24 protein-coding genes and 4 tRNA genes are annotated in these 22,453 nt (G+C 58.5%); 10 read left to right on the top strand and 18 right to left on the bottom strand.

Annotated elements, in window-relative coordinates:
* Nucleotides 1-37 precede the first annotated feature (37 nt).
* The 4 genes from ACWIKB_RS12640 to ACWIKB_RS12625 all read left to right on the top strand — a co-directional run bounded on the left by ACWIKB_RS12640 (nt 38) and on the right by ACWIKB_RS12625 (nt 4,808).
* Nucleotides 38-2,119 (top strand): carboxy terminal-processing peptidase, encoded by a 2,082-nt coding sequence (locus ACWIKB_RS12640; RefSeq protein WP_475267375.1) that lies wholly within the window; start codon nt 38-40, stop codon nt 2,117-2,119.
* A gap of 135 nt (nt 2,120-2,254) precedes the next feature.
* Nucleotides 2,255-4,045 (top strand): bifunctional diguanylate cyclase/phosphodiesterase, encoded by a 1,791-nt coding sequence (locus tag ACWIKB_RS12635; protein WP_475267167.1) that lies wholly within the window; start codon nt 2,255-2,257, stop codon nt 4,043-4,045.
* 87 nt (nt 4,046-4,132) lie between these two features.
* A complete protein-coding gene (locus tag ACWIKB_RS12630; RefSeq protein ID WP_475267165.1) occupies nt 4,133-4,357 on the top strand; it encodes a hypothetical protein in 225 nt (74 codons plus the stop codon).
* Nucleotides 4,347-4,808, top strand: coding sequence for a hypothetical protein (locus ACWIKB_RS12625; RefSeq protein WP_475267164.1), 462 nt, complete (start codon nt 4,347-4,349; stop codon nt 4,806-4,808). The genes ACWIKB_RS12630 and ACWIKB_RS12625 overlap by 11 nt, the downstream gene beginning before the upstream one ends.
* A gap of 27 nt (nt 4,809-4,835) precedes the next feature.
* Here ACWIKB_RS12625 and ACWIKB_RS12620 read toward each other — a convergent pair whose 3' ends face one another.
* From ACWIKB_RS12620 to ACWIKB_RS12575, 10 genes are all read right to left on the bottom strand, one after another.
* A complete protein-coding gene (locus ACWIKB_RS12620; RefSeq protein ID WP_475267163.1) occupies nt 4,836-5,315 on the bottom strand; it encodes a hypothetical protein in 480 nt (159 codons plus the stop codon).
* Nucleotides 5,316-5,375: 60 nt separating this feature from the next.
* Nucleotides 5,376-5,702, bottom strand: coding sequence for a low molecular weight protein tyrosine phosphatase family protein (locus ACWIKB_RS12615; RefSeq protein WP_475267162.1), 327 nt, complete (start codon nt 5,700-5,702; stop codon nt 5,376-5,378).
* Entirely contained in the window at nt 5,699-5,893 is a 195-nt protein-coding gene (locus tag ACWIKB_RS12610; RefSeq protein WP_475267160.1) for a hypothetical protein, read from the bottom strand. Before ACWIKB_RS12610 ends, ACWIKB_RS12615 begins: the two co-directional genes overlap by 4 nt.
* A gap of 152 nt (nt 5,894-6,045) precedes the next feature.
* A complete protein-coding gene (locus ACWIKB_RS12605) occupies nt 6,046-6,327 on the bottom strand; it encodes a hypothetical protein (protein ID WP_475267159.1) in 282 nt (93 codons plus the stop codon).
* Nucleotides 6,324-7,355, bottom strand: coding sequence for an alpha/beta hydrolase family protein (locus ACWIKB_RS12600; protein WP_475267157.1), 1,032 nt, complete (start codon nt 7,353-7,355; stop codon nt 6,324-6,326). The genes ACWIKB_RS12605 and ACWIKB_RS12600 overlap by 4 nt, the downstream gene beginning before the upstream one ends.
* Before the next feature lie 204 nt (nt 7,356-7,559).
* Nucleotides 7,560-7,958: an SEL1-like repeat protein gene (locus ACWIKB_RS12595; RefSeq protein ID WP_475267156.1), complete on the bottom strand. Its 399-nt coding sequence runs from the start codon at nt 7,956-7,958 to the stop codon at nt 7,560-7,562.
* The gene (locus ACWIKB_RS12590) at nt 7,959-8,330 is read right to left on the bottom strand and encodes a hypothetical protein (protein ID WP_003223109.1); all 372 of its coding nucleotides are present in this window, start codon (nt 8,328-8,330) and stop codon (nt 7,959-7,961) included.
* Nucleotides 8,327-8,668: a helix-turn-helix domain-containing protein gene (locus ACWIKB_RS12585; protein WP_475267154.1), complete on the bottom strand. Its 342-nt coding sequence runs from the start codon at nt 8,666-8,668 to the stop codon at nt 8,327-8,329. Before ACWIKB_RS12585 ends, ACWIKB_RS12590 begins: the two co-directional genes overlap by 4 nt.
* A 91-nt stretch (nt 8,669-8,759) precedes the next feature.
* Nucleotides 8,760-9,236, bottom strand: a complete 477-nt coding sequence (locus ACWIKB_RS12580) for a YkvA family protein (RefSeq protein WP_475267152.1) — start codon at nt 9,234-9,236, stop codon at nt 8,760-8,762.
* A 295-nt stretch (nt 9,237-9,531) separates the two neighbouring features.
* A complete protein-coding gene (locus ACWIKB_RS12575) occupies nt 9,532-10,245 on the bottom strand; it encodes an FKBP-type peptidyl-prolyl cis-trans isomerase (RefSeq protein ID WP_054615693.1) in 714 nt (237 codons plus the stop codon).
* A 271-nt stretch (nt 10,246-10,516) separates the two neighbouring features.
* Between ACWIKB_RS12575 and ACWIKB_RS12570 the strand changes: the two genes are divergently transcribed.
* Together ACWIKB_RS12570 and ACWIKB_RS12565 are read left to right on the top strand one after the other, a co-directional pair.
* On the top strand, nt 10,517-12,325 hold the full coding sequence (locus ACWIKB_RS12570) for a di-heme-cytochrome C peroxidase (protein ID WP_475267150.1): 1,809 nt from the start codon (nt 10,517-10,519) through the stop codon (nt 12,323-12,325).
* 28 nt (nt 12,326-12,353) lie between these two features.
* Nucleotides 12,354-13,490 (top strand): catalase family protein, encoded by a 1,137-nt coding sequence (locus ACWIKB_RS12565; protein ID WP_475267148.1) that lies wholly within the window; start codon nt 12,354-12,356, stop codon nt 13,488-13,490.
* 214 nt (nt 13,491-13,704) lie between these two features.
* Here ACWIKB_RS12565 and ACWIKB_RS12560 read toward each other — a convergent pair.
* The 4 genes from ACWIKB_RS12560 to ACWIKB_RS12545 all read right to left on the bottom strand — a co-directional run bounded on the left by ACWIKB_RS12560 (nt 13,705) and on the right by ACWIKB_RS12545 (nt 14,243).
* Nucleotides 13,705-13,781 (bottom strand) — tRNA-Asp (locus ACWIKB_RS12560).
* 15 nt (nt 13,782-13,796) lie between these two features.
* Nucleotides 13,797-13,872 (bottom strand) — tRNA-Val (locus ACWIKB_RS12555).
* A 199-nt stretch (nt 13,873-14,071) separates the two neighbouring features.
* Nucleotides 14,072-14,148 (bottom strand) — tRNA-Asp (locus tag ACWIKB_RS12550).
* Nucleotides 14,149-14,167: 19 nt separating this feature from the next.
* Nucleotides 14,168-14,243: transfer RNA gene (locus ACWIKB_RS12545), tRNA-Val, on the bottom strand.
* A gap of 159 nt (nt 14,244-14,402) precedes the next feature.
* Here ACWIKB_RS12545 and rdgC point away from each other — a divergent pair.
* The 3 genes from rdgC to sugE all read left to right on the top strand — a co-directional run bounded on the left by rdgC (nt 14,403) and on the right by sugE (nt 16,874).
* On the top strand, nt 14,403-15,323 hold the full coding sequence (gene rdgC / locus ACWIKB_RS12540) for a recombination-associated protein RdgC (protein WP_133836582.1): 921 nt from the start codon (nt 14,403-14,405) through the stop codon (nt 15,321-15,323).
* 151 nt (nt 15,324-15,474) lie between these two features.
* Nucleotides 15,475-16,440 carry a bile acid:sodium symporter family protein gene (locus tag ACWIKB_RS12535; protein ID WP_475267146.1) on the top strand — a complete coding sequence of 322 codons (966 nt, stop codon included), beginning with the start codon at nt 15,475-15,477 and terminating at the stop codon, nt 16,438-16,440.
* A 119-nt stretch (nt 16,441-16,559) separates the two neighbouring features.
* Nucleotides 16,560-16,874 carry a quaternary ammonium compound efflux SMR transporter SugE gene (gene sugE, locus ACWIKB_RS12530; protein WP_027922462.1) on the top strand — a complete coding sequence of 105 codons (315 nt, stop codon included), beginning with the start codon at nt 16,560-16,562 and terminating at the stop codon, nt 16,872-16,874.
* 104 nt (nt 16,875-16,978) lie between these two features.
* Here sugE and ACWIKB_RS12525 read toward each other — a convergent pair whose 3' ends face one another.
* The 4 genes from ACWIKB_RS12525 to ACWIKB_RS12510 all read right to left on the bottom strand — a co-directional run bounded on the left by ACWIKB_RS12525 (nt 16,979) and on the right by ACWIKB_RS12510 (nt 21,755).
* A complete protein-coding gene (locus ACWIKB_RS12525) occupies nt 16,979-18,853 on the bottom strand; it encodes an MFS transporter (protein ID WP_475267144.1) in 1,875 nt (624 codons plus the stop codon).
* A 98-nt stretch (nt 18,854-18,951) separates the two neighbouring features.
* Nucleotides 18,952-20,103: a TDT family transporter gene (locus ACWIKB_RS12520; protein WP_475267142.1), complete on the bottom strand. Its 1,152-nt coding sequence runs from the start codon at nt 20,101-20,103 to the stop codon at nt 18,952-18,954.
* A 105-nt stretch (nt 20,104-20,208) separates the two neighbouring features.
* The gene (locus ACWIKB_RS12515) at nt 20,209-20,520 is read right to left on the bottom strand and encodes a cupin domain-containing protein (RefSeq protein ID WP_475267140.1); all 312 of its coding nucleotides are present in this window, start codon (nt 20,518-20,520) and stop codon (nt 20,209-20,211) included.
* 41 nt (nt 20,521-20,561) lie between these two features.
* Nucleotides 20,562-21,755, bottom strand: coding sequence for an MFS transporter (locus tag ACWIKB_RS12510; RefSeq protein WP_475267138.1), 1,194 nt, complete (start codon nt 21,753-21,755; stop codon nt 20,562-20,564).
* Between the two features lie 91 nt (nt 21,756-21,846).
* Here ACWIKB_RS12510 and ACWIKB_RS12505 point away from each other — a divergent pair, with 91 nt between their 5' ends.
* Complete coding sequence (locus tag ACWIKB_RS12505) at nt 21,847-22,386, top strand: TetR/AcrR family transcriptional regulator (protein WP_475267136.1); 540 nt, start codon at nt 21,847-21,849, stop codon at nt 22,384-22,386.
* Nucleotides 22,387-22,453: the final 67 nt, after the last annotated feature.

The raw sequence follows: 22,453 nt of genomic DNA, 5'->3' as shown, positions 1-22,453 counted from the left end.
TAATATGCGTGATCAATTGTCCCCGCGTCGAATCAGCATGAAGCAACTGTTTCCCAGCACTGCCCTAGCCCTATTTATTGGTATCGGCCTATTGCCGATGTCGAGCAATTCGTTTGCAGCCAATAGCTGGGACAACCTTCAGCCTGATCGTGACGAAGTAATCGCCAGTCTGAACGTCGTCGAGCTGCTCAAGCGCCACCACTACAGCAAGCCGCCGCTCGATGATGCGCGCTCCGTGATCATCTACGACAGCTACCTCAAGCTGCTGGATCCATCGCGCAGCTACTTCATGGCCAGCGACATTGCCGAATTCGACAAGTGGAAAACCCAGTTTGACGACTTCCTCAAAAGCGGCGACCTGAACGCCGGGTTCACCATCTACAAGCGCTACCTGGACCGCGTCAAAGCGCGTCTGGACTTCGCCCTTGCAGAGCTGAACAAAGGCGTCGACAAGATCGACTTCACCACTAAGGAAACCTTGCTGATCGATCGCAAGGACGCTCCGTGGCTCAAGTCCACCGCCGAGCTCGACGACCTGTGGCGCAAACGCGTCAAGGACGAAGTGCTGCGGATGAAGATCGCCGGCAAGGATTCCAAGCAAATCCAGGAAACCCTGACCAAGCGCTACAAGAATCAGTTGTCGCGTCTGGACCAGACCCGTCCGGAAGACATCTTCCAGGCGTACATCAACACCTTCGCCATGTCCTACGACCCGCACACCAACTATCTGTCGCCGGATAACGCGGAAAACTTCGACATCAACATGAGCCTGTCCCTCGAAGGCATCGGCGCCGTGTTGCAGAGCGATAACGACCAGGTGAAAGTCGTGCGTCTGGTGCCGGCAGGCCCGGCTGACAAGACCAAGCAGGTTGCCCCGGCCGACAAGATCATCGGCGTGGCCCAGGCCAACAAAGAGATGGTCGACGTGGTCGGCTGGCGCCTGGACGAAGTGGTCAAGCTGATCCGTGGGCCGAAAGGCACCGTGGTGCGCCTGGAAGTGATTCCGGCCAGCAATGCGCCAAACGACCAGACCAGCAAAATCGTGCCTATCACCCGTGAAGCGGTGAAGCTTGAAGATCAGGCCGTTAAAAAGTCGATCCTCAACCTGAAACAGGACGGCAAGGACTACAAGCTCGGCGTCATTGAGATCCCGGCCTTCTACCTGGACTTCAAGGCATTCCGTGCTGGCGATCCGGACTACAAGAGCACCACTCGCGACGTCAAGAAACTGCTGACCGAGTTGCAGAAAGACAAGGTCGACGGCGTGGTCATCGACCTGCGCAACAACGGCGGCGGTTCCTTGCAGGAAGCCACCGAGCTGACCAGTCTGTTCATCGACAAAGGTCCGACCGTACTCGTGCGTAACGCCGATGGCCGGGTCGATGTGCTGGAAGATGAAAACCCGGGCGCGTTCTACAAAGGCCCGATGGCGTTGCTGGTCAACCGCTTGTCCGCTTCGGCTTCGGAGATCTTCGCCGGCGCCATGCAGGACTACCACCGCGCCCTGATCATCGGCGGCCAGACCTTCGGTAAAGGCACCGTGCAGACCATTCAGCCGCTGAACCATGGCGAACTGAAACTGACCCTGGCCAAGTTCTACCGGGTTTCCGGCCAGAGCACCCAGCACCAGGGCGTACTGCCAGATGTGGATTTCCCGTCGATCATCGACACCAAGGAAATCGGCGAAAGCGCCCTGCCGGAAGCCATGCCGTGGGACACCATCAAGGCCTCGATCAAACCGGCGACCGACCCGTTCAAGCCGTACATCGCCGAGCTCAAATCCGAGCATGACGTACGTTCGGCCAAAGACGCGGAGTTCGTGTTCATCCGCGACAAGCTGGCCCTGGCCCAGAAGCTGATGGAAGAAAAAACCGTCAGCCTCAACGAAGCCGATCGTCGCAAGCAACATGCCGACATCGAAGCCAAGCAACTGGTCATGGAAAACATCCGTCGCAAAGCCAAGGGCGAAGAACCGCTCAAAGAGCTGAAGAAAGAAGACGAAGATGCTATCGCGGCTGAGCCGGACAAGGTCAAACCGGAAGACGATGCCTACCTGAGCGAGACCGGGCGAGTGCTGCTGGATTACCTGAAACTGAGCAACCAGGTGGCCAAGCACTAAGATGATGGCAATTTAATGCTGACGCTCCCCGGAGCGTCATCAAATAGTCATCATTCTGTCGTGAAATACAGGACTGGGAGCGCCTCTTGAATCAAGAGTCCGCTCCCAGTCCTTTTTTTATCGCCAGAGATCGCCATGACCACGACCGAACAGCTGAGTGCCTTGAGTTCAATTCTGGCTCAAAGCGGTTTGCACAGTCTGTTCCAGCCGATCATTTCCCTCTCTGAACGACGAATCATCGGCTACGAAGCCCTGAGCCGTGGCCCCTCCAACAGCCCGCTGCACTCCCCCATCGCCTTGTTCGCTGTGGCCCGTCAGGCCGGGCGCCTTAGCGAACTGGAAATCGCCTGCCGCCAAAGTGCCTGCCGCCGCTTCAACGAACAGCAACTGCCGGGCAAATTGTTCCTCAACGTGTCGCCGGAATCCCTGCTCGAAACCTCGCACCAACCGGGCCGCACCCTGCAACTACTACAGGACTTCGGCATACCACCGAGCCAGGTGGTGATCGAACTCACCGAGCAAACTCCGACCGATGATTTCCAGTTGCTGCAAAACGCCTTGCATCACTACCGTGCGATGGGGTTTTCGATTGCACTGGACGATCTCGGCGCAGGTTATTCGAGTTTGCGACTGTGGTCCGAGCTGCGGCCGGACTACGTCAAAATTGATCGGCACTTTATCGACGGCATCCACCAGGACGCGCTCAAGCGCGAGTTCGTCGGCTCGATCCTGCAAATCGCCAAGGCCTCCCGCGCGCAAGTGATCGCCGAAGGCATCGAACTGCCGGAAGAACTCGCGGTGCTGACTGAAATGGGCGTCGACCTGGTGCAAGGCTATCTGCTCTGCCGCCCCCAGGAACATCCGCCACGGGATGCGCGGACGCTGATGCCCAAACAGGAAAGCACCGTGGTAGCGCTGAACGACGAAGGCAGCGACCTCAGCGCCCTACTCAACGACCAACCCGCCGTGGCCCGCGACACCCCGACAGCGACCGTACTGGAAGCCTTCCGCCGCCAAGCCAACCTGAACTCACTGGCCGTGCTCGACGACCAAGGCCAGCCGTGCGGCATCGTCCACCGCCACTCGCTCTCCGACGCCCTGCTCAAACCCTTCGCCACCGACCTGTTCGCGCGCAAACCCATCAGCCGCCTGATGAACGACGACTTCCTCGCCGTCGAAATGAGCCAATCCCTGCAACAAGTCAGCCGCCTCATCACCAGCCGCGCCCGGCAACGCATCGAAGAAGACTTCATCATCACCCTCAACGGCAGCTACCTCGGGCTGGGACGCGTCATCGACGTCCTCAAACTGATCACCGAACTGAAAATCCAACAAGCCCGCTACGCCAACCCGCTCACCCTGTTACCCGGCAACGTACCCATCCAGCAATGCCTGACCCGCCTGCTGCAACAAGCGCGGGAATCGGTGATCTGCTACGTGGACATCGACAGCTTCAAACCCTTCAACGACATCTATGGATATGGCCGTGGGGATGAAGTCCTACTGTGTTTGGCGCAGTGTCTGAATGACCGCGTAGATCCTTCTCGCGACTTCGTCGGACATATCGGTGGGGATGACTTCTTGCTGGTGCTTGGGCCGGAGGATTGGCGCAAACGTTTGAACCAGTTGCTGGATGATTTTCATAGCCAGTGCCGACGTTTCTATCGCGCTGAACATCTTGAGGCTGGGTGCTTTATCGCGCCGAATCGCCAAGGTGTAAGACAGGAATTCCCACTGCTTTCACTGTCCATCGGCGTAGTGCACCTGCATCCCGAAGCCTGTGGACAACTCGATGCGAGCCAGTTGGCGGAGATGGCGTCGCAGGCCAAACATCACGCGAAGAATGTGCCTGGGTATAGCGTGCATGTGATTGATAGCCTTGCGGTGCCCGAAGCCGAAGAAACACTAGTAGCCGGCCACCGCTGATCTTTTGATCCGGATTTGCGGCGCCTGCGCGATCATCCCCTCACCCTAACCCTCTCCCCAAGGGGGCGAGAGGACTGACCGCGTCGTTTGGGAACCAAAACCGCCGCAACTCGAAGGAAATTTCCGAAGACCTTGCCCGGAAATTTCGCTCAAAAAGAAGTAAGCGTGGCGAAAGGTTTCGCTAAAGCCTGGCTTGATTTCCCCACTCGCCAGATGGCCGCCATCGACCCGACGCAGATACTCTTTGCATTCACTCTCACGCAGTGTAAAGACGGGCAATCGATTATTGGACTCAAGAAAAATGAAGAGTGACGATGCCTCGCGAATACAGCTTCCCGAAGCTGAATTACTGAATGTCCTCGCTGATCTGGGCGCTCTCGAATGGAGGAAATACGGTTCGCGGATCACTCAGACTTGGAACGGTTGCGGATTTGTAGAGGTTCCTGGCGGGCTACCCTGGGTGGCCTTTCGTTTCGCGCAGGAAGACGAGGCCACGATGAAACGCCTGGAGGCCGCTGTTTCAAGCTATGAAGGCCGTGAGCGCTGGCTGCTGATTGCCCATATTAGAGCCCCCCTACCAGGCACGAACTGGATAGTTTGCCTCGAACGCTCCGGCCTGCTCAAACGTCAGGCAGAGAATGCAAACCTTCCGGTCTGGCAGTACCTCGACCGAGTGGAGCCGGGTTATTCGGATCTGACATTTGAGGACTTCGATGGACTGACAGCGCATGTGAAGGCGCGTCTGGGCCCCCACCAACTCTGACTAATGTTCGGACCCTCTGCTCTTGAGTCACGCTGCACCCATTTCCTCATAGGACGCATCGACGACCATGATGCGCTTATCCCAAACGGTTTCAGCCACTTCCTGGATGATGTGGGCTAGCGCCTCAATATCCGCACCAAGAGCGCTGATACAAGCCAAACGACCGGGCGACCAATCGATAACCGTGCATTGTGGGTACTTCTCTAGCAGTACGGACAAAACTTCATGAGGCGGCTCTTTGCGGGTGTACATGAAGTCGAAGTACGGATCACTACCGTCTTGAAACAAATACACCAGAGCCCAGGCATTTGATGGGCCGGGAAACCATAGGGTAACGTGACGATGTGCCCATTCTGGGCCACCGTGTTTGATACAGCGAAGTACGTCGATGATCGACAGACAATCGGGTATTCGGGTCATGCGATCAGGGTCAAACTTGCGGCAAGGCTCAGGCTGGACGGTTGCTTCACTGGCCAGAAGTGCAATCATTCCTGATTTTTTCTTCATTGTATTACCGTGGTTTCAAGCGTCCTCTGTTGGCCGACAGTTGCAGTTTCCGTATGAAGTCTAAGTAGCAAGATAGGACGCCACTGCGACTTCGAGTATGTCCACCAGATCAGGATCCATATAACGATAATCGTCGGGAATATCGAGCGTGTGAAGTCGCTTGTGTTCAAGCAGGCGGGCGTATCCCGCCTGCAGACGATGCAGGTGTTTGCGTTCCATGACGAAGATGACATCGGCCCAACGGATATCCGCAGGGCCAATGGGTTTACGTGCGTTTGGACTAGTGCCCGCCGAACGGGCATTGAAGCCAGGACGGCGGCGCCAGATCGCTTCAGCAGTAGGGCTGCGCCATTGGTTACGGCTGCAGACGAACAGGAGGTTAGTCACTCTTGATCCAACAGTTGGCGGGTGGTGCGAATGGGATAGCTCATGCCGAGTTGGCGTGCCCTGACCAACTTGTCGGCACGGGTGTACATCAGCTTCCAGTTCTTTTCTGGTTTGAATTCCAGCGGACGAACCGCTTTATCCCTGCCACATTTACGGGCCTGGGAGCGTCTCCAGGCGCGGGTTCTTTGCATGATCATGTCCTCGTGAATACCGGGTTCAGCAGCCGCGGTAATACGAGTTGGGCGTATGGTAGGCGTGAATCGGGGAAGTGGCTAGGTTCAGTGCTAGGGAGACGGATTTATTTTCCTTTCCTCGTTGGTCTATCGCCCCCAAGAACATGGACTTAATTCGTGAATCGATCACTACCTTTCACCAGCCCACTTGCCACAAAACCCACCCCACAACCATCACAATAAAACCCATCTACAAGCTGCTCCAGCGGTGCAGGCTTCAGTTCAGCAGGATCGCATTCATCCACTGCAAGTTGATCCAAACGGCGATAGCCCGCTTTTTCTTCTCCGTTAAAGCGTTTCTTTGGGCTTGCTGCACCTATCAAGATTGCCTTGGGCCTGACGTGCTGGATTGATCCACAGCGTGGGCAGGATTCCATAGCGTTATGATTCATGACCGCTCCAGAAACTCATCAATCATCGAAGTAACCTGCCCCTGAATCACCTCCCGCGACCTCCCACCCTCCCCATCCCCGCAAATAATCCCATCACCCGGCACCGCGTCTTCAAGCATCGCCACCGCCCCAGGCTTGCACACCGCCATAAAGCTGAAGTGGCTGGCATCACTGATCTCAACGTAACGCTTCGACGCTTGCGGCAGGCGTTTGGCCAAGTCAGCAGACTCCAACTGCGCCGGAAGCTCTTCAGACGGTACACCAGCAGCAATCACCAATATCGGCACCGGCAACACCGCAAGGCTTTCATCAGTCATCCCACGCGACAGCCCCAAGTCCAACGAAACAACGGCGGTTACGCGTTTATCGCGCAAATCAGCAGCCAGCCGGGCCTTCGATTCCGGGGTGCTTGCGGGGTTCATCGTTTGGTAGACGGTGCAACTGGCCAACTTCGGATGGACGATGCAGTCCTTGGCAAAGCGGTCAGGATCGAAGCGCGCCCCGGCGATTTCCATAACGGTCCAGCCGCCAAGCGAATGACCTACGGCCGCAATTCGATGCTTGGCGACTACACCGAATTGTTCCGGCTGAGCCGTGACTGCGTCGATAGCCCGACTGAGGTCAGCGGGTCGTTGCCATAACTGTGCGGCGGCTTGGGGGCTACGGTCGCGGCTGGTGGTGCCGGGGTGGTTGACCGCTGCCACGATGTAGCCTTTGTGGGCGAGTGCGCTGGCCAGCCAGGTCTGGTTGATCCAGTTGCCGCCGAAGCCGTGGGAGATCACCACCAATGGATGTTCGCCGGCAGTCGGCGGTGCGTTGGGCACGGCGAGGGCGCCGAAGAACACTGGGTTGTCGCCAAACAGTTGCGGGGTGGCAGTGTTTGCGGTGGGGTACCAGACGACCATCTCCAGCGGCCGCTCGTTTTGCGGGTCTGGCAGCGTGGAGGATTGGAAGCCGACGGGGTTGTCGTTGGCGAGTACGCTGGTGGTCAGGCAGGTTAGAAACAGGGCACAGAAAGCTTTTTTCAATTTTTTATCTTCCTTGATTAGATCAACTCATTAGTGCCTGACATCCGTCGTCAGGTGCGTCCTTATTTGATCGTTCCCATGCTCTGCGTGGGAATGCTGCCAGGGACGCTCTGCGTTCCAATTGCACCGGTGGTTTCGAGTCGGACACTGTTGTGACGCGGAGCGTCACAGCTGCATTCCCACGCAGAGCATGGGAATGATCAGTTAGCTATCGCTCGGCAACCCTTTCAACTTGATCTCCGCCAACGGATGCCCAGCCTTCAACGCAATCCGCCAAAACCGCGCCGCTTCCACCGGGTCGGGCGCTTTGCTCGGCGTGCCCGCCAAACTGATCACGCCAATCTGATACGCCGCTTTGCCATCCCCCGCCAACGCCGCCAGGCGCAGCAGTCGCACGCCTTCCTCGCGGGCACCAAGGCCAACGCCGCGAAAGGTCAGGATGTGGCCGTAGAAGCTTTGCGCGCCGACGTCGCCGAGGTTGGCCATGCGGGCGAATTGGCCTTCGAGCCATTTCCAGCCTCGGGGCTGTCGCACGAACCATGACCAGTGAAACAGCCTACGGGCCAGTCGGTAACCGGCCCACGCCTTGAGTCGTAAAAACACTCAGGCCTCCGCGGATTCGGGGTACTCGTATTCGAACACCCGCACCACTTCCGAGGCGTGCCACGAAGCTGCGGCGACGCCGTCGGATGGGCCGGAGAAGCGACCCAGGCGCTCGACGCATTCGAAGAAGCCAGTGCGCGGCAGGCGGCTGGCGCCCTGGCTGATCACCAGTGAGCTGCGCAAAGGCTGCTCGGCTTTGGCGTCGAGTGCGGCGAGGTGTTCAAGGGCGGCGGTCAGGGTTTGCATGGCCGGCGTGGGCAATTGCAATCGCTCGAGCAGTGCTCGGTAGGTCAGAAGATGGCGCTGGCGGCGCGCCTGGTCCAACTCGCCCAATAACCCGTCCCAATGTTGACGACTGATGCGTACGCTCACGATTCATCCCTCCACCCTGGCACCGTCAATTCCCAGGCCAGGCTGCGGCGAATCGCAGCGTCGGGTAGACGCTCGCCACTTTCGATCAAGGCCAGATAAGACGGGCTGATGCCTACCGTGCGGGCGAGCGCCTCAATGGCGATGCCCTTCCCTTCGCGCAAATTGCGGAGTTGATCCAGACCCGGAAGAATCTGGTCTGGTGTTGCCGTCGGACGCTCTGGGGCGGCCCGCGGCGGTTGTGGGTCGATGCCTGCTGCTTTCAGTAGAGCCTGATACTGAGCCCATGGCAAAACCGCATATTCGGGCTCGCCTTCGCGTGTGATTATCTGAATATCCATGACTTCCCCGTAGGACAACGACACTTAGCGAGTCGGCACTTTTCCCTTGAAGTGTAATCCTAACAGCGGCCAAGGTCGCGGGGGCATCAATCTATGGACGAAACTCAATCAACCCGGTCTTTTTTGGCCCTTGGAGCTGAAGTTGTTCAGGTGTATCGGGCAGTCGTTCGACCACCGCGAGCTTCTCTGGCAACTGCCGATTGCGCCAGGCGCGGAAGGCGTTGAGTTCGTCGTCGAGGGTTTTCATCACCCAGGCCAGCACGGCGATGTCGTCAAGCATGCCGAAGACGGGGATAAAGTCGGGAATGGCGTCGAGTGGACTGAGGAAGTACATCAGGCCGGCCACGACAGTCAGGATCGATTTGCGGCTGATGGCCCGGTACTCGCCGCGCCAGTAGGCCAGGCACAGGGCCTGCAACAGGCGCAGGTCGTCCTTGAGCTTGCCCAGGCGGCCACCTTCGCTGGCGCCTTTGCTGGCCACGGCGAACAGCAGGGTCGGTAGGCGACCTCGGGCCAGCAGGCGTCCGGCCAATGGCAGGAAGCGAGCGAAATTCCAGGGTGCTTTCATCTTTTTCCTCCCGCTGAAATGTTATCCACACAAATTGTGGATAACCTTGTGAACAGAGCTGCATTTCACGGCTGAGAGCCCCGTTTTATAAGGGCTCAACTCAGATCGGGCGTTTTTTACTCACATAAAAAAACCCAAGATTTCATTGACTTGGCGGTTCGGTGCGGCTAGTCCAGCGCTCTCAATGCCTATGACTCCAGCCTACAGCATCCGTTCGCTTTCTTTGTACGTTACCAAACGCCAGATACAACAACGCCCCGCAGTGTGCGAGGCGTTGTTTTTGTAGCAGACGACGTTACTTGGCGGCGTCTTGTTTCGCTGGATCTTTGATCGCCAGCAGTTCCAGGTCGAATACCAGCACCGAGTTGGCCGGGATTGCCGGGCTTGGGCTTTGCGCGCCGTAAGCCAGGTCGCTAGGAATGTACAGCTTGTACTTCTCGCCAACGTGCATCAGTTGCAGGCCTTCGACCCAACCAGGGATCACACCGCTGACTGGCAGATCAATCGGGCTACCGCGATCAACCGAGCTGTCAAAGGTAGTGCCGTTAGTCAGCTTGCCGGTGTAGTGAACAGTCACTACGTCGGTCGGCTTAGGCTGAGGACCGTCAGCTTTTTTCACGACTTCATATTGCAGACCGGATGCAGTGGTCACTACACCGGCTTTCTTGGCGTTGTCTTCGAGGAATTTCTTGCCAGCGGCTGCCGACTCTTCGCTCATTTTCGCCATGCGTTCTTCTGCACGCTTTTGCAGTGCTGCAAAGGCCTCGACCAGTTCGTCGTCCTTCAGCTTTTGTTCTTTCTTGCCGACGGCATCTTCGATGCCTTGGGCTACGGCCTTGGAATCCAGATCATCCATGCCTTCCTGAGCCAGGCTCTTGCCCATGTTCAGGCCAATCCCGTAGGAAGCTTTTTGCGCCGGGGTTTTCAGCTCTACGCTGGTCTGCGAATCACAACCCGCAAGTACCAGGCTTACCAGGGCCACCGCCGCCGCCAACCGATGCTGTTTCATGCTATTTCCTTGTTCATGCGCCTAAAGGGCAATCGAATAAAGCCGCGAGCTTATCAGGCGGCCACGACCAATGGCTACCGGCATGAGAGCAGGATACTGCTGATAAGTTCAGGTCTTTTAAAGCATTTCGGGAATGAGCTGGATGAAGTTTCTGTCATCTTCTTCTTATAGACGCCGATGCCGGATCCCACAACATCTGGCGTAATGGCCACTTGCCGCCACCCACGGAGCTGAGGCATAAGAGAGCTAAAAATCGACAAGGACGTTTATCTTGCGCCTCTTACTCCGCTTGCTGGTTCTGATCGCTGTGCTGCTGGGGCTTGGCCTGGCCGTGGTTCTGTACTACGTGGCCAACCCAAAGCTGCCCGCCTACTCCGCCGCTCAACAGGTGCATTACCTGGAGCAATGGAGCGTGGCTGATCGTCAGACTTACTACTTCACACCCCAGGGCACCCAGGTCAAAGGCCTGCATTACGACTGGTTCGAGGCGCTGGAACTGCCGTTCTCGCAACAGCGATTCGCCGCCCCGGAATACCTCGCGCGCTTCGGTTTTTTGATCGATCCCGCGCAGAAAGCCACGCCAAACAACCCCGGCAACCTGCCAGTGGGTTTTGCCCGGCACCAGAATCCCGATAGCCAGGTTCAGTTCCTCGACATTACCTGCTCCGCCTGCCACACCGGCGAGTTGCGCTTTAACGGCCAGGCCGTGCGCATCGATGGTGGGTCGGCCCAGCATGTGCTGCCCTCCAGCGTGCCGACCCTGCGCGGAGGCAGTTTTGGTCAGGCATTGGTCGCCAGTCTTGTGTCGACTTATTACAACCCGTGGAAATTCGAACGTTTCGCACGCAACGTACTGGGCGCGGACTACGATGCCCGGCATAAAGCCCTACGCGAAGACTTCAAAAGCTCACTCGATACCTTCGTGAAAGTCGCCTGGAACGACACCCATCGCGGGCTCTATCCAACCGAAGAAGGCCCCGGCCGTACCGACGCGTTCGGGCGCATCGCCAATGCGAGCTTCGGCGATGCGATTTCCCCCGCCAACTACCGCGTGGCCAATGCTCCGGTGGATTATCCACAGCTATGGGATATCTGGACGTTCGACTGGGTGCAGTGGAACGGTTCGGCGCAGCAACCAATGGCGCGCAATATCGGCGAGGCGCTGGGTGTGGGCGCCACGCTAAATTTCTTCGACGCCGACGGCCAACCGCTGAAAGGCGATGCGCGTTATCCCTCCAGCGTGCGCGTGCGTGACCTGAATCTGATCGAAGAAACCCTGCAACGCCTCAAACCACCCGCCTGGCCGGAAGAGGTGTTGGGCAACGTCGACAAGCCGCTGGCCGCCCAGGGTCGTGCGCTGTTCGCCGAGAATTGTGCAAGTTGCCATGTGCCGCGGGTGAAGCCAGTCGACGGGCGCTCGGTGCAACAACTGAAACTGATCCCGGTCGCCGCCATCGGCACCGACCCGACCGCCGCCAACAACATTGCCGACCATCGTTTCGACCTGACAGCCCTGCAATGGGACCCGGCGGAGCTTGGCCAACTGGATGTGCAATTGCACCCCAAACCGACCGAGCCGCTGGACTTGAGCAAGCTCTCAGTGACCAAGGGGCTTGCCTACGTCACGGCGTTCGTCGAGAACCGAGCGTACCGCGAAGCCAATGTCACGCCGGCAGAACGAGCGGACATGGATGGTTTCGGCCTGCCGATCGGCGTCCAGGAATTGCGCGCCTATAAGGCCAGGCCACTGGCAGGTGTATGGGCGACGGCGCCGTTCCTGCACAACGGTTCGGTGCCGAGCATTTATCAGTTGCTCTCGCCCCAGGACGAGCGCGCGACCACCTTCTATAAAGGCAGCTTCGAGTACGACCCTCAGCATCTTGGTTATCGCACCGAGGCGTTTAACAACGGCTTCGTGTTCGATACGCGCATCACCGGCAATCACAACAGCGGCCACGAATTCCGCGCCGGTGAGCGCGGCAACGGCGTCATCGGCCGCTTGCTGCAACCGCAGGAACGCTGGGCGCTGCTGGAATACCTGAAAGTTTTGGGTGGTCCGCTGGAGGCGCAATTGCCATGAACCCTGTCTCCGTCAAAAGGATTTGCTCATGCTGATTACGCTTTGGCTGCGCCTCGGCGCCTTCCTCGGAAAACTCCTGCTTTGGCTATTGGGTTTGGGGCTGTTGGGCTGGGCAGTGGCCACCGCGTGGTTTGCCTGGCAGCACAACGGCGCAGTGTCCGCCGACGAGCAGATTCCGGCCGGTGAGGCGGCGATGACCCAGGACATCATCCAGACCGCCGTGCGCATCGTCGATCAGCACCGTGAAAGCACCCGCTACCTGCGTGATGCTCACGCCAAGGCCCATGGCTGCGTGAAGGCCGAGGTTCAAGTGTTGCCGGATCTGACAGCGGAGCTGCGTCAAGGTGTGTTCAGCGAGCCGGGCAAAACCTGGCAAGCCACCGTGCGCCTGTCCAACGGCAACGCCTACCCGCAATTCGACAGCATCCGCGATGCCCGGGGCATGGCCATCAAGTTGCTCGATGTGCCCGGCAAACCGTTGCTGGCCGATCAGGCGAGTCGTCACGAGCAGGACTTCGTGATGTTCAGCCATCCGAATTTCTTTGTCAGTGATGTCGCCGAGTACCGTCAGAATGTGGCCGCGCAGGCTGACGGCAAATCGGTGATGGCGTTCTTCCCGGGCTGGGACCCGCGCACTTGGCAGGTTCGCCATCTGTTTATTGCCTTGGCGACGCTCTCCCCTGCTCCGGACAGTCCGACCCAGACTACGTACTTTTCGGTTTCGCCCTACAAGTTCGGTGAAGCCAACGCCAAATTCCGTGTGATGCCAGATCCGGGAAGCTGCCCGGCCTACGTCCTGCCGAAGCAAAATCAGGACCTGCCGAACTTCCTGCGTAATGCGCTGAATCAACAGTTATCCACAGACCGCGTGCCGGCGTGCTTCGTCCTGCAGATCCAGCGCCAGGATGCGAACAAGTACATGCCGATTGAGGACACCAGCGTTGAATGGCGTGAAAGTGATGCGCCGTTCGAGACGGTCGCGAAGATCAACGTGCCGGCCCAGGATTTCGATACGCCGGCGCTGAATCTGCAATGCGATAACCAGTCGTTCAACCCGTGGTTTGGTCTGGAGGCGCATCGGCCGATTGGCGGGATCAATCGTCTGCGCAAAGCAGTGTATGAAGCGATCAGCGATTACCGACACAGCCGCAACGCCGAGCAATAACAGACAAACACACAACCCCTGTGGGAGCGGGCTCGCTCGCGAAAGCGGTGTGTCAGCCAACATCTTCGGCGACTGATACAACGCTTTCGCGAGCAAGCCCGCTCCCACAAGGAGAAATCGCAGCAGTTCAGCCAAATCCCAGACGACAAAAAGCCCGCATTAAGCGGGCTTTCTGTGTGGTGACCTGGCGTTCAGCGTTCCAGGTTACCGAATATGGCGCAGCGGACGGGACTCGAACCCGCGACCCCCGGCGTGACAGGCCGGTATTCTAACCGACTGAACTACCGCTGCGCGTAGCGTTGAAAGTGGTGGGTGATGACGGGATCGAACCGCCGACATTCTGCTTGTAAGGCAGACGCTCTCCCAGCTGAGCTAATCACCCTTTACCTTCGTTGCGGGGCGCATTGTGCCACAGATTTTCGTAAAGTGTTGATTTAATTGAATATTTTTTCAAATAAATCCGAAAACCGGTGAAACGACACGACCTGCGGGAACAACGTACAAACTTGGGGCAGAAAAAAACCCGCGTGAGCGGGCTTTTCCGTGGTGACCTGGCGTTCAGCATTCCAGGTTACCGAATATGGCGCAGCGGACGGGACTCGAACCCGCGACCCCCGGCGTGACAGGCCGGTATTCTAACCGACTGAACTACCGCTGCGCGTAACACTAAGAACGAATGGTGGGTGATGACGGGATCGAACCGCCGACATTCTGCTTGTAAGGCAGACGCTCTCCCAGCTGAGCTAATCACCCTTCGCTTCGGTGTGGCGCGCATTCTACGGAGCACCCCAACCTCTGGCAAGCACTTTTTTAATTAATTTTCTCAGGCCTTCCAAAGGCTTAGAGAAGGGTTGGCCTATGGCGCCGCGAAGAGAATAATGCCCCCCTTTGTATAAAGGAGAGACTCGCCCCATGTGGTTCAAAAACCTGCTTATCTATCGCCTGACCCAAGATCTGCCTTTTGATGCCGAGGCGTTGGAAACTGCACTGGCGACCAAACTGGCGCGTCCTTGTGCAAGCCAGGAGTTGACCACCTACGGTTTCGTCGCGCCATTCGGCAAGGGCGAAGATGCTCCGTTGGCCCACGTCAGCGGCGACTTCCTGCTGATCGCCGCCCGTAAAGAAGAACGCATTCTGCCGGGCAGCGTCGTGCGTGACGCGGTGAAGGAAAAGGTCGAAGAGATCGAAGCCACGCAAATGCGCAAGGTCTATAAGAAGGAGCGTGATCAGATCAAGGATGAAATCATCCTGGCCTTCCTGCCACGCGCCTTTATCCGTCGCTCGTCGACTTTCGCCGCCATCGCGCCGAAACAAGGCCTGATCCTGGTCAACTCGGCCAGCCCGAAACGCGCCGAAGACCTGCTGTCGACCCTGCGTGAAGTGATCGGCACGCTGCCGGTACGTCCGCTGACCGTGAAAATGGCCCCGACCGCCACCATGACCGACTGGGTCAAAACCCAGAAAGCCGCGGACGACTTCTTTGTATTGGACGAGTGCGAACTGCGCGACACCCACGAAGACGGCGGCATTGTGCGTTGCAAGCGTCAGGACCTGACCAGCGAAGAAATCCAGCTGCACCTGAGCACTGGCAAAGTGGTCACTCAGTTGTCCCTGGCCTGGCAGGACAAGTTGTCGTTCATGCTCGACGACAAAATGACCGTCAAGCGCCTGAAATTCGAAGACTTGCTGCAGGATCAGGCAGAACAGGACGGCGGCGAAGAAGCCCTCGGCCAACTGGACGCCAGCTTCACCCTGATGATGCTGACCTTCGGCGATTTCCTGCCGGCGCTGGTTGAAGCGTTGGGCGGCGAAGAGACCCCTCAAGGCATCTAAAGCCTTGTGATTAACCCTGTGGGAGCGGGCTTGCTCGCGAAAGCGTTGTGTCAGTCAACATCCATGTCGACTGACACTCCCTCTTCGCGAGCAAGCCCGCTCCCACATGGGTTCCGTGTGATGTTCATAATCGAATAATAAGGATCAGCCCATGCGCGCCCTCGCCGCTTTAAGCCGCTTTGTCGGCAACACCTTCGCCTACTGGGTGCTGATTTTCGCCGTCGTGGCGTTCTTGCAGCCTGCGTGGTTCATTGGCCTGAAAGGCGCCATCGTGCCGCTGTTGGGGCTGGTGATGTTTGGCATGGGCCTGACCCTCAAGCTCGAAGACTTCGCCGAAGTCGCTCGCCATCCGTGGCGCGTGGCCTTGGGCGTGGTCGCTCATTTCGTGATCATGCCGGGAATGGCGTGGTTGCTTTGCCAGGCGTTTCACCTGCCGCCGGAAATCGCGGTTGGCGTGATCCTGGTCGGTTGCTGCCCAAGCGGCACTTCGTCCAACGTGATGACTTGGCTGGCTCGCGGGGACCTGGCGCTGTCGGTGGCCATTGCCGCCGTCACCACCCTCCTCGCCCCGCTGCTGACCCCGGCGCTGATCTGGCTGCTGGCTTCGGCGTGGTTGCCGGTGTCGTTCATGGAGTTGTTCTGGTCGATTCTGCAAGTGGTGCTGTTACCGATCGTGCTCGGCGTGGTCGCCCAACGAATGCTCGGCAACAAGGTTCGCCATGCGGTAGAAGTGTTGCCGCTGGTGTCGGTGGTGAGCATCGTGATCATCGTCGCGGCGGTGGTTGCGGCCAGCCAGGCGAAGATTGCCGAATCCGGTCTGCTGATCATGGCGGTGGTGATGCTGCACAACAGCTTCGGCTATTTGCTGGGTTACTTCACCGGGCGCCTGTTCAAGCTACCACTGGCCCAGCGCAAGTCCCTGGCACTGGAAGTCGGCATGCAAAACTCCGGTTTGGGCGCCGCGCTGGCCAGCGCACATTTCTCGCCACTGGCGGCGGTGCCGAGCGCCTTGTTCAGTGTGTGGCACAACATTTCCGGGGCGCTGCTTTCGACGTATTTCCGTCGGATGAGCGAGAAAGAAGATCGGGAAATCGCAGCGCGGGAAGCGACTGAATAAGCACCAAACTTGATCCCCGGGTTAATGATTGGCACTCTATCGCGCAACGCGAGGACGACCTCGCGGCTCGATCGAGTCATTAATCTGGGGACGACCCCGTCAATCGATGGAGGTCTTTCATGTCCTGGATCATTCTGTTTTTCGCCGGCCTGTTCGAAGTCGGCTGGGCCGTTGGCCTGAAATACACCGACGGCTTCAGCCGCCCGCTCCCCACTGCACTTACCGTCGCCGCCATGGCCATCAGCCTTGGTTTGCTCGGCCTTGCCATGAAGGAATTGCCGCTGGGCACAGCCTATGCGATCTGGACTGGTGTGGGTGCGGTGGGTACGGTGATTGCCGGGATTATTCTGTTTGGGGAATCGATGGCGCTGTTTCGGCTGGCCAGTGTGGCGTTGATTATTGCCGGGTTGGTTGGGCTTAAGGTTAGCGCCTGACCTTTAGATAGCCTTCGCGGGCAAGCCTCGCTCCTACAGTCGCGATTAATACGCGATCCTGTAGGAGCGAGGCTTGCCCGCGAAGAGGCCCTCAAAATCACTAACTATCTAACTGCCCCGCGCAACTCCCCCACCATAGCCTGCAACTTCGCCGGCTCGGCCACTTCAACCGCCACCGACGGCCCTGCTACCAGGGTCACTCGCGACCACAACCGGCGAAACAGGCCCTTGGCCGGATCGCGACTGAAGAAGCTCCCCCACAACCCTTGCAACGCCAGCGGAATCACCGGCACCGGTGTCTCTTCGAGAATCCGCGTCAGCCCACCCTTGAACTCGTTTATCTCACCGTCAGCGGTCAGTTTTCCTTCAGGGAAGATGCACACCAACTCACCGTCCTTCAGATACTGGGCAATCCGCTTGAAGGCTTTTTCGTAGATCTGAATGTCTTCCTGACGCCCCGCTATCGGAATCGTCCCCGCCGTGCGGAAGATAAAGTTCAGCACCGGCAGGTTGTAGATTTTGTAGTACATCACAAAGCGAATCGGCCTACGCACCGCGCCGCCGATCAGCAAGGCATCGACGAACGACACATGGTTGCACACCAGCAACGCCGCGCCTTCGTCGGGAATCAGGTCCAGATTGCGATGCTCTACGCGGTACATGGAATGGCTGAGCAGCCAGATCATGAAACGCATGCTGAACTCGGGAACGATGCTGAAGATGTAAGCGTTGACGCCGATGTTGAGCAGCGACACCACCAGGAATAACTGCGGGATCGACAGCTTCACCATGCTCAGCAGCACGATCGAGACAATCGCCGAGACCACCATAAACAGCGCGTTGAGAATGTTGTTGGCGGCAATCACCCGCGCACGCTCGTTCTCGGCGGTGCGCGACTGAATCAAGGCATACAGCGGCACGATGTAGAAACCACCGAAAACACCCAGCCCGAGGATGTCGATCAACACCAGCCAGGTGTGGCCGAAACCAAGGACTTCGATCCAGCCGTGGCCGGTTACGCTGTCCGGAATACCGCCGGAATGCCACCACAGCAGCAAGCCAAACACGGTCAGACCAAACGAGCCGAACGGCACCAGACCGATCTCGACTTTGCGCCCGGAAAGCTTCTCGCAAAGCATCGAACCGAGGGCGATACCGACCGAGAACACAGTGAGGATCAGGGTCACCACGGTTTCGTCGCCGTGCATCCATTCTTTGGCGTAGGCCGGGATCTGCGTCAGATAAATCGCCCCGACAAACCAGAACCACGAGTTGCCGACAATCGACCGCGACACCGCTGGCGTCTGCCCCAGGCCCAGCTTCAAGGTGGCCCAGGACTGGGTGAAAATATTCCAGTTCAGGCGCATCTCCGGGGATGCGGCCGCGGCGCGTGGGATGCTGCGGCTGGCCAGGTAGCCGAGCACCGCGACACCGACAATCGCCGTGGAGACGATGGGCGCGTAATGACCGGACGACATCATGATCCCGGCGCCAATGGTCCCGGCGAGGATCGCGAGGAAGGTGCCCATTTCCACCAGGCCGTTGCCACCCACCAGTTCGTCTTCACGCAGGGCCTGAGGCAGGATCGAATACTTCACCGGCCCGAACAGCGCCGAGTGCGTCCCCATGGCGAACAGCGCCACCAGCATCAGCGACAGGTGATCGAACAGGAAACCGACCGCGCCTACCGCCATGATGGCGATTTCGCCAAGTTTGATCAGACGAATCAGCGCGTCCTTGGCGAATTTTTCCCCGAACTGCCCGGCCAGCGCCGAGAACAGAAAGAACGGCAGGATGAACAACAGCGCGCACAAGTTGACCCAGATCGAGCGATCACCCTCGATGGTCAATTTGTACAAAATGGCGAGGATCAGCGACTGCTTGAAGATGTTGTCGTTGAACGCCCCGAGGGACTGTGTCACGAAAAACGGCAGGAAACGCCGGGTGCGAAGCAAGGTGAACTGTGAGGGGTGACTCATCTTCCGTGTTTCCCTGATGTTAGGTAGAGAGTGGCGTGGATACTGTTGTTTGAATGTCGAACGCCGATCCAGGCCACACATTACCTAATCTTTGCAGGTTATTTCTTTAATCCTGCAATGCACGGTGAGACAAACAGTTCTCCACGCCAGGCGCCCTGCACGGTTCGCTTGCCGACGATCAGCCACATCACCGCCAGCAACGCCACCAAGACGCAGCCAAAAACGCTGAAGAATGCCAGGTTCAAGGTGCTGGCCAATTTCAGCGTTGCCAGAGAATAGACGCCCAGCGGGAACGTGAAACCCCACCATCCAAGGTTGAACGGAATACCGGCGCGCAAGTAACGCACGGTGATCAGCACCGCGATCAGCATCCACCACAGTCCAAAGCCCCACAACGTGATCCCGGCCACCAGCCCCAACCCGGCGGCGATTTCGCCGATGCCCGGCAAGCCATTGGCGGCGAAGATCGCCGGGGCGTCGGCGCCCAGCAGCAACATGCCCAGCGCGCCGGTGCCGATCGGGCCGAGCGCCAGCCAACTCGATGCGGCCATGTTTTCGTGGGGCAGTTTATGCAGCGCCATGCGCAGCAACAAAATTGTGAGAATACTGAATGCCACGGGTAGGGAAAATGCCCACAGCACGTAGCTTGTTACCAGCACCACCAGTTGCGAATGGGCTTCAGCCAAGTGCGGCGCCAACAGACCACCGCTGGCGGCCGCCACTTCCGCCGCGACCACGGGCAACAGCCAAACAGCAGTCATCTGATCGATGCTGTGTTCCTGGCGGGTGAACATCATGTACGGAATCAGCACCCCACAGGCCAGGGACATCGCCACATCCAGCCACCACAACACTTCGGCCACGTGAATTACACCCTCGCCCCAACGCGGCAAACCGAACAGCAAGAAGCCATTGATGATGGTCGCCAGGCCCATGGGTATGGTGCCGAAAAACATCGAAACCGTTGAGTGACCGAAAATCCGTCGCGCTTCATCGAAGAACAGCACCCAACGCGCGGCGTACAGCCCGGTGAACAACACAAACAGAAAGATATTGAAAAGCCACAAGCCCTCGGCCACCGCGTGCAACCCGGGAATCGCGACAGGCAATTGCGCCAGCGCCAACGCGAGCACGCCAGTGCCCATGGTGGCGGCGAACCAGTTTGGGGTGAACTGGCGGATCGCTTCCAGCGGGCGGGGAAGAAGACTTAAAGGTTTGTAACCGGGCTTGGCAGTATTGGGGCAGATCATGGCGAACTCCTGTCCTCTGATGAGGTAGAGCCCATGGTAGATCCGAATCGAATATCTATATAACGGGTAATATCTCTAACTGTTATCTGTTTTGCAGATATAGATTCAGACGCTGCCTTCCGTCTCGATCACCAAAATCCGCGCTGCGCCGAGGGGATGTGCCACATGTTCAGTACCCACCGACGCATAAAAAATATCGCCGACCTCCAGCAAGGTTTGCTGTTCGACACCGTCTTCGCGGTAATGCATCTGCACTTGCCCATCGAGCACGACGAACACTTCCTGGCCATCGTTGACGTGCCATTTGTAGGGCTGGTCGGTCCAGTGCAAACGGGTGGTGATGCCGTTCATGTTGGCGATGTCCAGCGCGCCCCAGGCACGCTCGGCGGTGAAGGATTTGCTGCGGATGATTTTCATGGATCGGTCCGTCGAGGGGATGGCGAGGCCAAGACTAGCGATCATCGAACATCGGCGCCACAGACTTTCACCGAGCGCTGATACATCAACCCCAGCAACGCCCCGACCGCCAGGGCAATCAGCACTGCGCCATAACCATCGGTGGTCGCCACCAACCCGAAAGTGCGGCTCAAACTCCCGGCCAGCAACGACGGCAAGCAAAAGGCCAGATAACTGAGCGCATAAAACGCTGACATCAAACCGGCCCGCTCATGGGGCAGCGCCAACGGCACAACGCTGCGCACGGCACCCAGGAAACCGGCACCGAAACCGCACCCCGCCACCAGCGTACCGATGAAAAACAGCGGCAGGCTGGCGCTATGGACCGCGATCAGAATCAGCACGACACCAGCCGGCAGCATGCTCGCGCCCAGACGCAGAACCTTGTCCGCCGGCCGATTGCGCAAGGTGTAGATCATCAATGCGCCAGTCACCGTCAACGCTGCGACCGTCGCACCGCCAATCAGGTTCGAGGTCGAACCGGTGGCCGTGCGCACCAGCGATGGCGCCAACGAGGCGAAGAAACCACCCAGCGCCCACACCGCCGTGTTGATCGGCAGCACCGACCACAACGCCCGCCGTGCCTGGATGGGTACGTGCAAGGTCGGGCGCAGCGAAGCCCACGCCCCGGATTGAGGGCTGACGCTTTCCGGCAGGCGCCAGACGTACAGCGCCTGCATCACAAACAACGCGAGCAGCACCCAATAGGTCAGTTGCAACGGTAGCGGCGCGAACTCGGCCAACAAGCCGCAGCCCATTGCGCCGACAGCCATGCCCAACAACGGCGCGACACTGTTGATCAGCGGCCCTTGCTGGCGATCGGTATCCAGCAGCGCAGCACTCAATACCGCCGTGGCCATTCCCGTCGCAAAGCCCTGGAGTACTCGGGCACTGATCAACCAAGTGACACTGTCGGCGTTGATAAACAGCAACATCGCCAGCATGTTCAGCAGTATCGCGGTGAAAATCACCGGTTTGCGCCCGAGGAAATCCGAGAGCGAGCCGACGGTCAGCAACGCCACCAGCAAGCTGAGAGCGTACACGCCAAAGATCAGGGTCAGGGTCGCTGCAGAGAACTGCAGCTGGTCCTGATACAAGTGATACAACGGCGTCGGCGCCGTGGAAGCGGCGAGAAAACTGAGTAAAGTGATCGCCAGAAACCACAGGCTGGAACGGTTTGATGTTGGATGAGACATGGGCACACTCCGCAAAAGCTAAGTTTTTGCTTTTGCGGAGTGTGCTACTCGCTAGCGCTTAAAGCAAATTCTTTGTGTTAAGGTCCGCCACATGGCAATTAAAGAAGGTTTACGCCCCGGTGGCCGCAGTGCCCGGGTGCAAGAGTCGATTCATTCGGCAGTCCGCGCACTTCTCGAAGAGCAGGACCGCGCGACCGTGACCGTGCCGCAAATCGCCGCGCGTGCGGGGGTCACGCCATCGACTATTTATCGACGCTGGGGCGATTTGTCGGTGTTGCTGGCCGATGTCGCCCTCGCCCGCATGCGTCCCGACAGCGAGCCGGCCAATACCGGCAGCCTGCGCGGGGACCTGCGCGCCTGGGGCGAGCAGTATCTGGATGAGATGAGTTCAGACCTTGGCCGCAACCTGTTGCGCGATGTGCAATGCAGCTCTACGCCCGGCTTTTGCGCGGCGATCATCGGCGGGCAGTTGCAGACCATTCTGGATCGCTACCCTGACCAGTCGTTGCCGAGCGTTGATCGGCTGATCAATCTGATCGCGGCGCCGACGGTGTTTCGTGTCCTGTTTTCAGCGGCGCCGCTGGAGGTTGAGGAATTGCATCGGTTGATTGAGATTGCGTTGAGTCATTAAGGCCGCCATTCGCGAGCAGGCTCGCTCCCACATGGGGTCTAGGGTGTGCACAAATTTTGTGTTCACT

This window comes from Pseudomonas sp. 5Vm1k (genome assembly GCF_056161485.1).
Note: the sequence above shows the minus strand (reverse complement) of the source record. Positions and strands in the feature narration are given on the sequence as shown.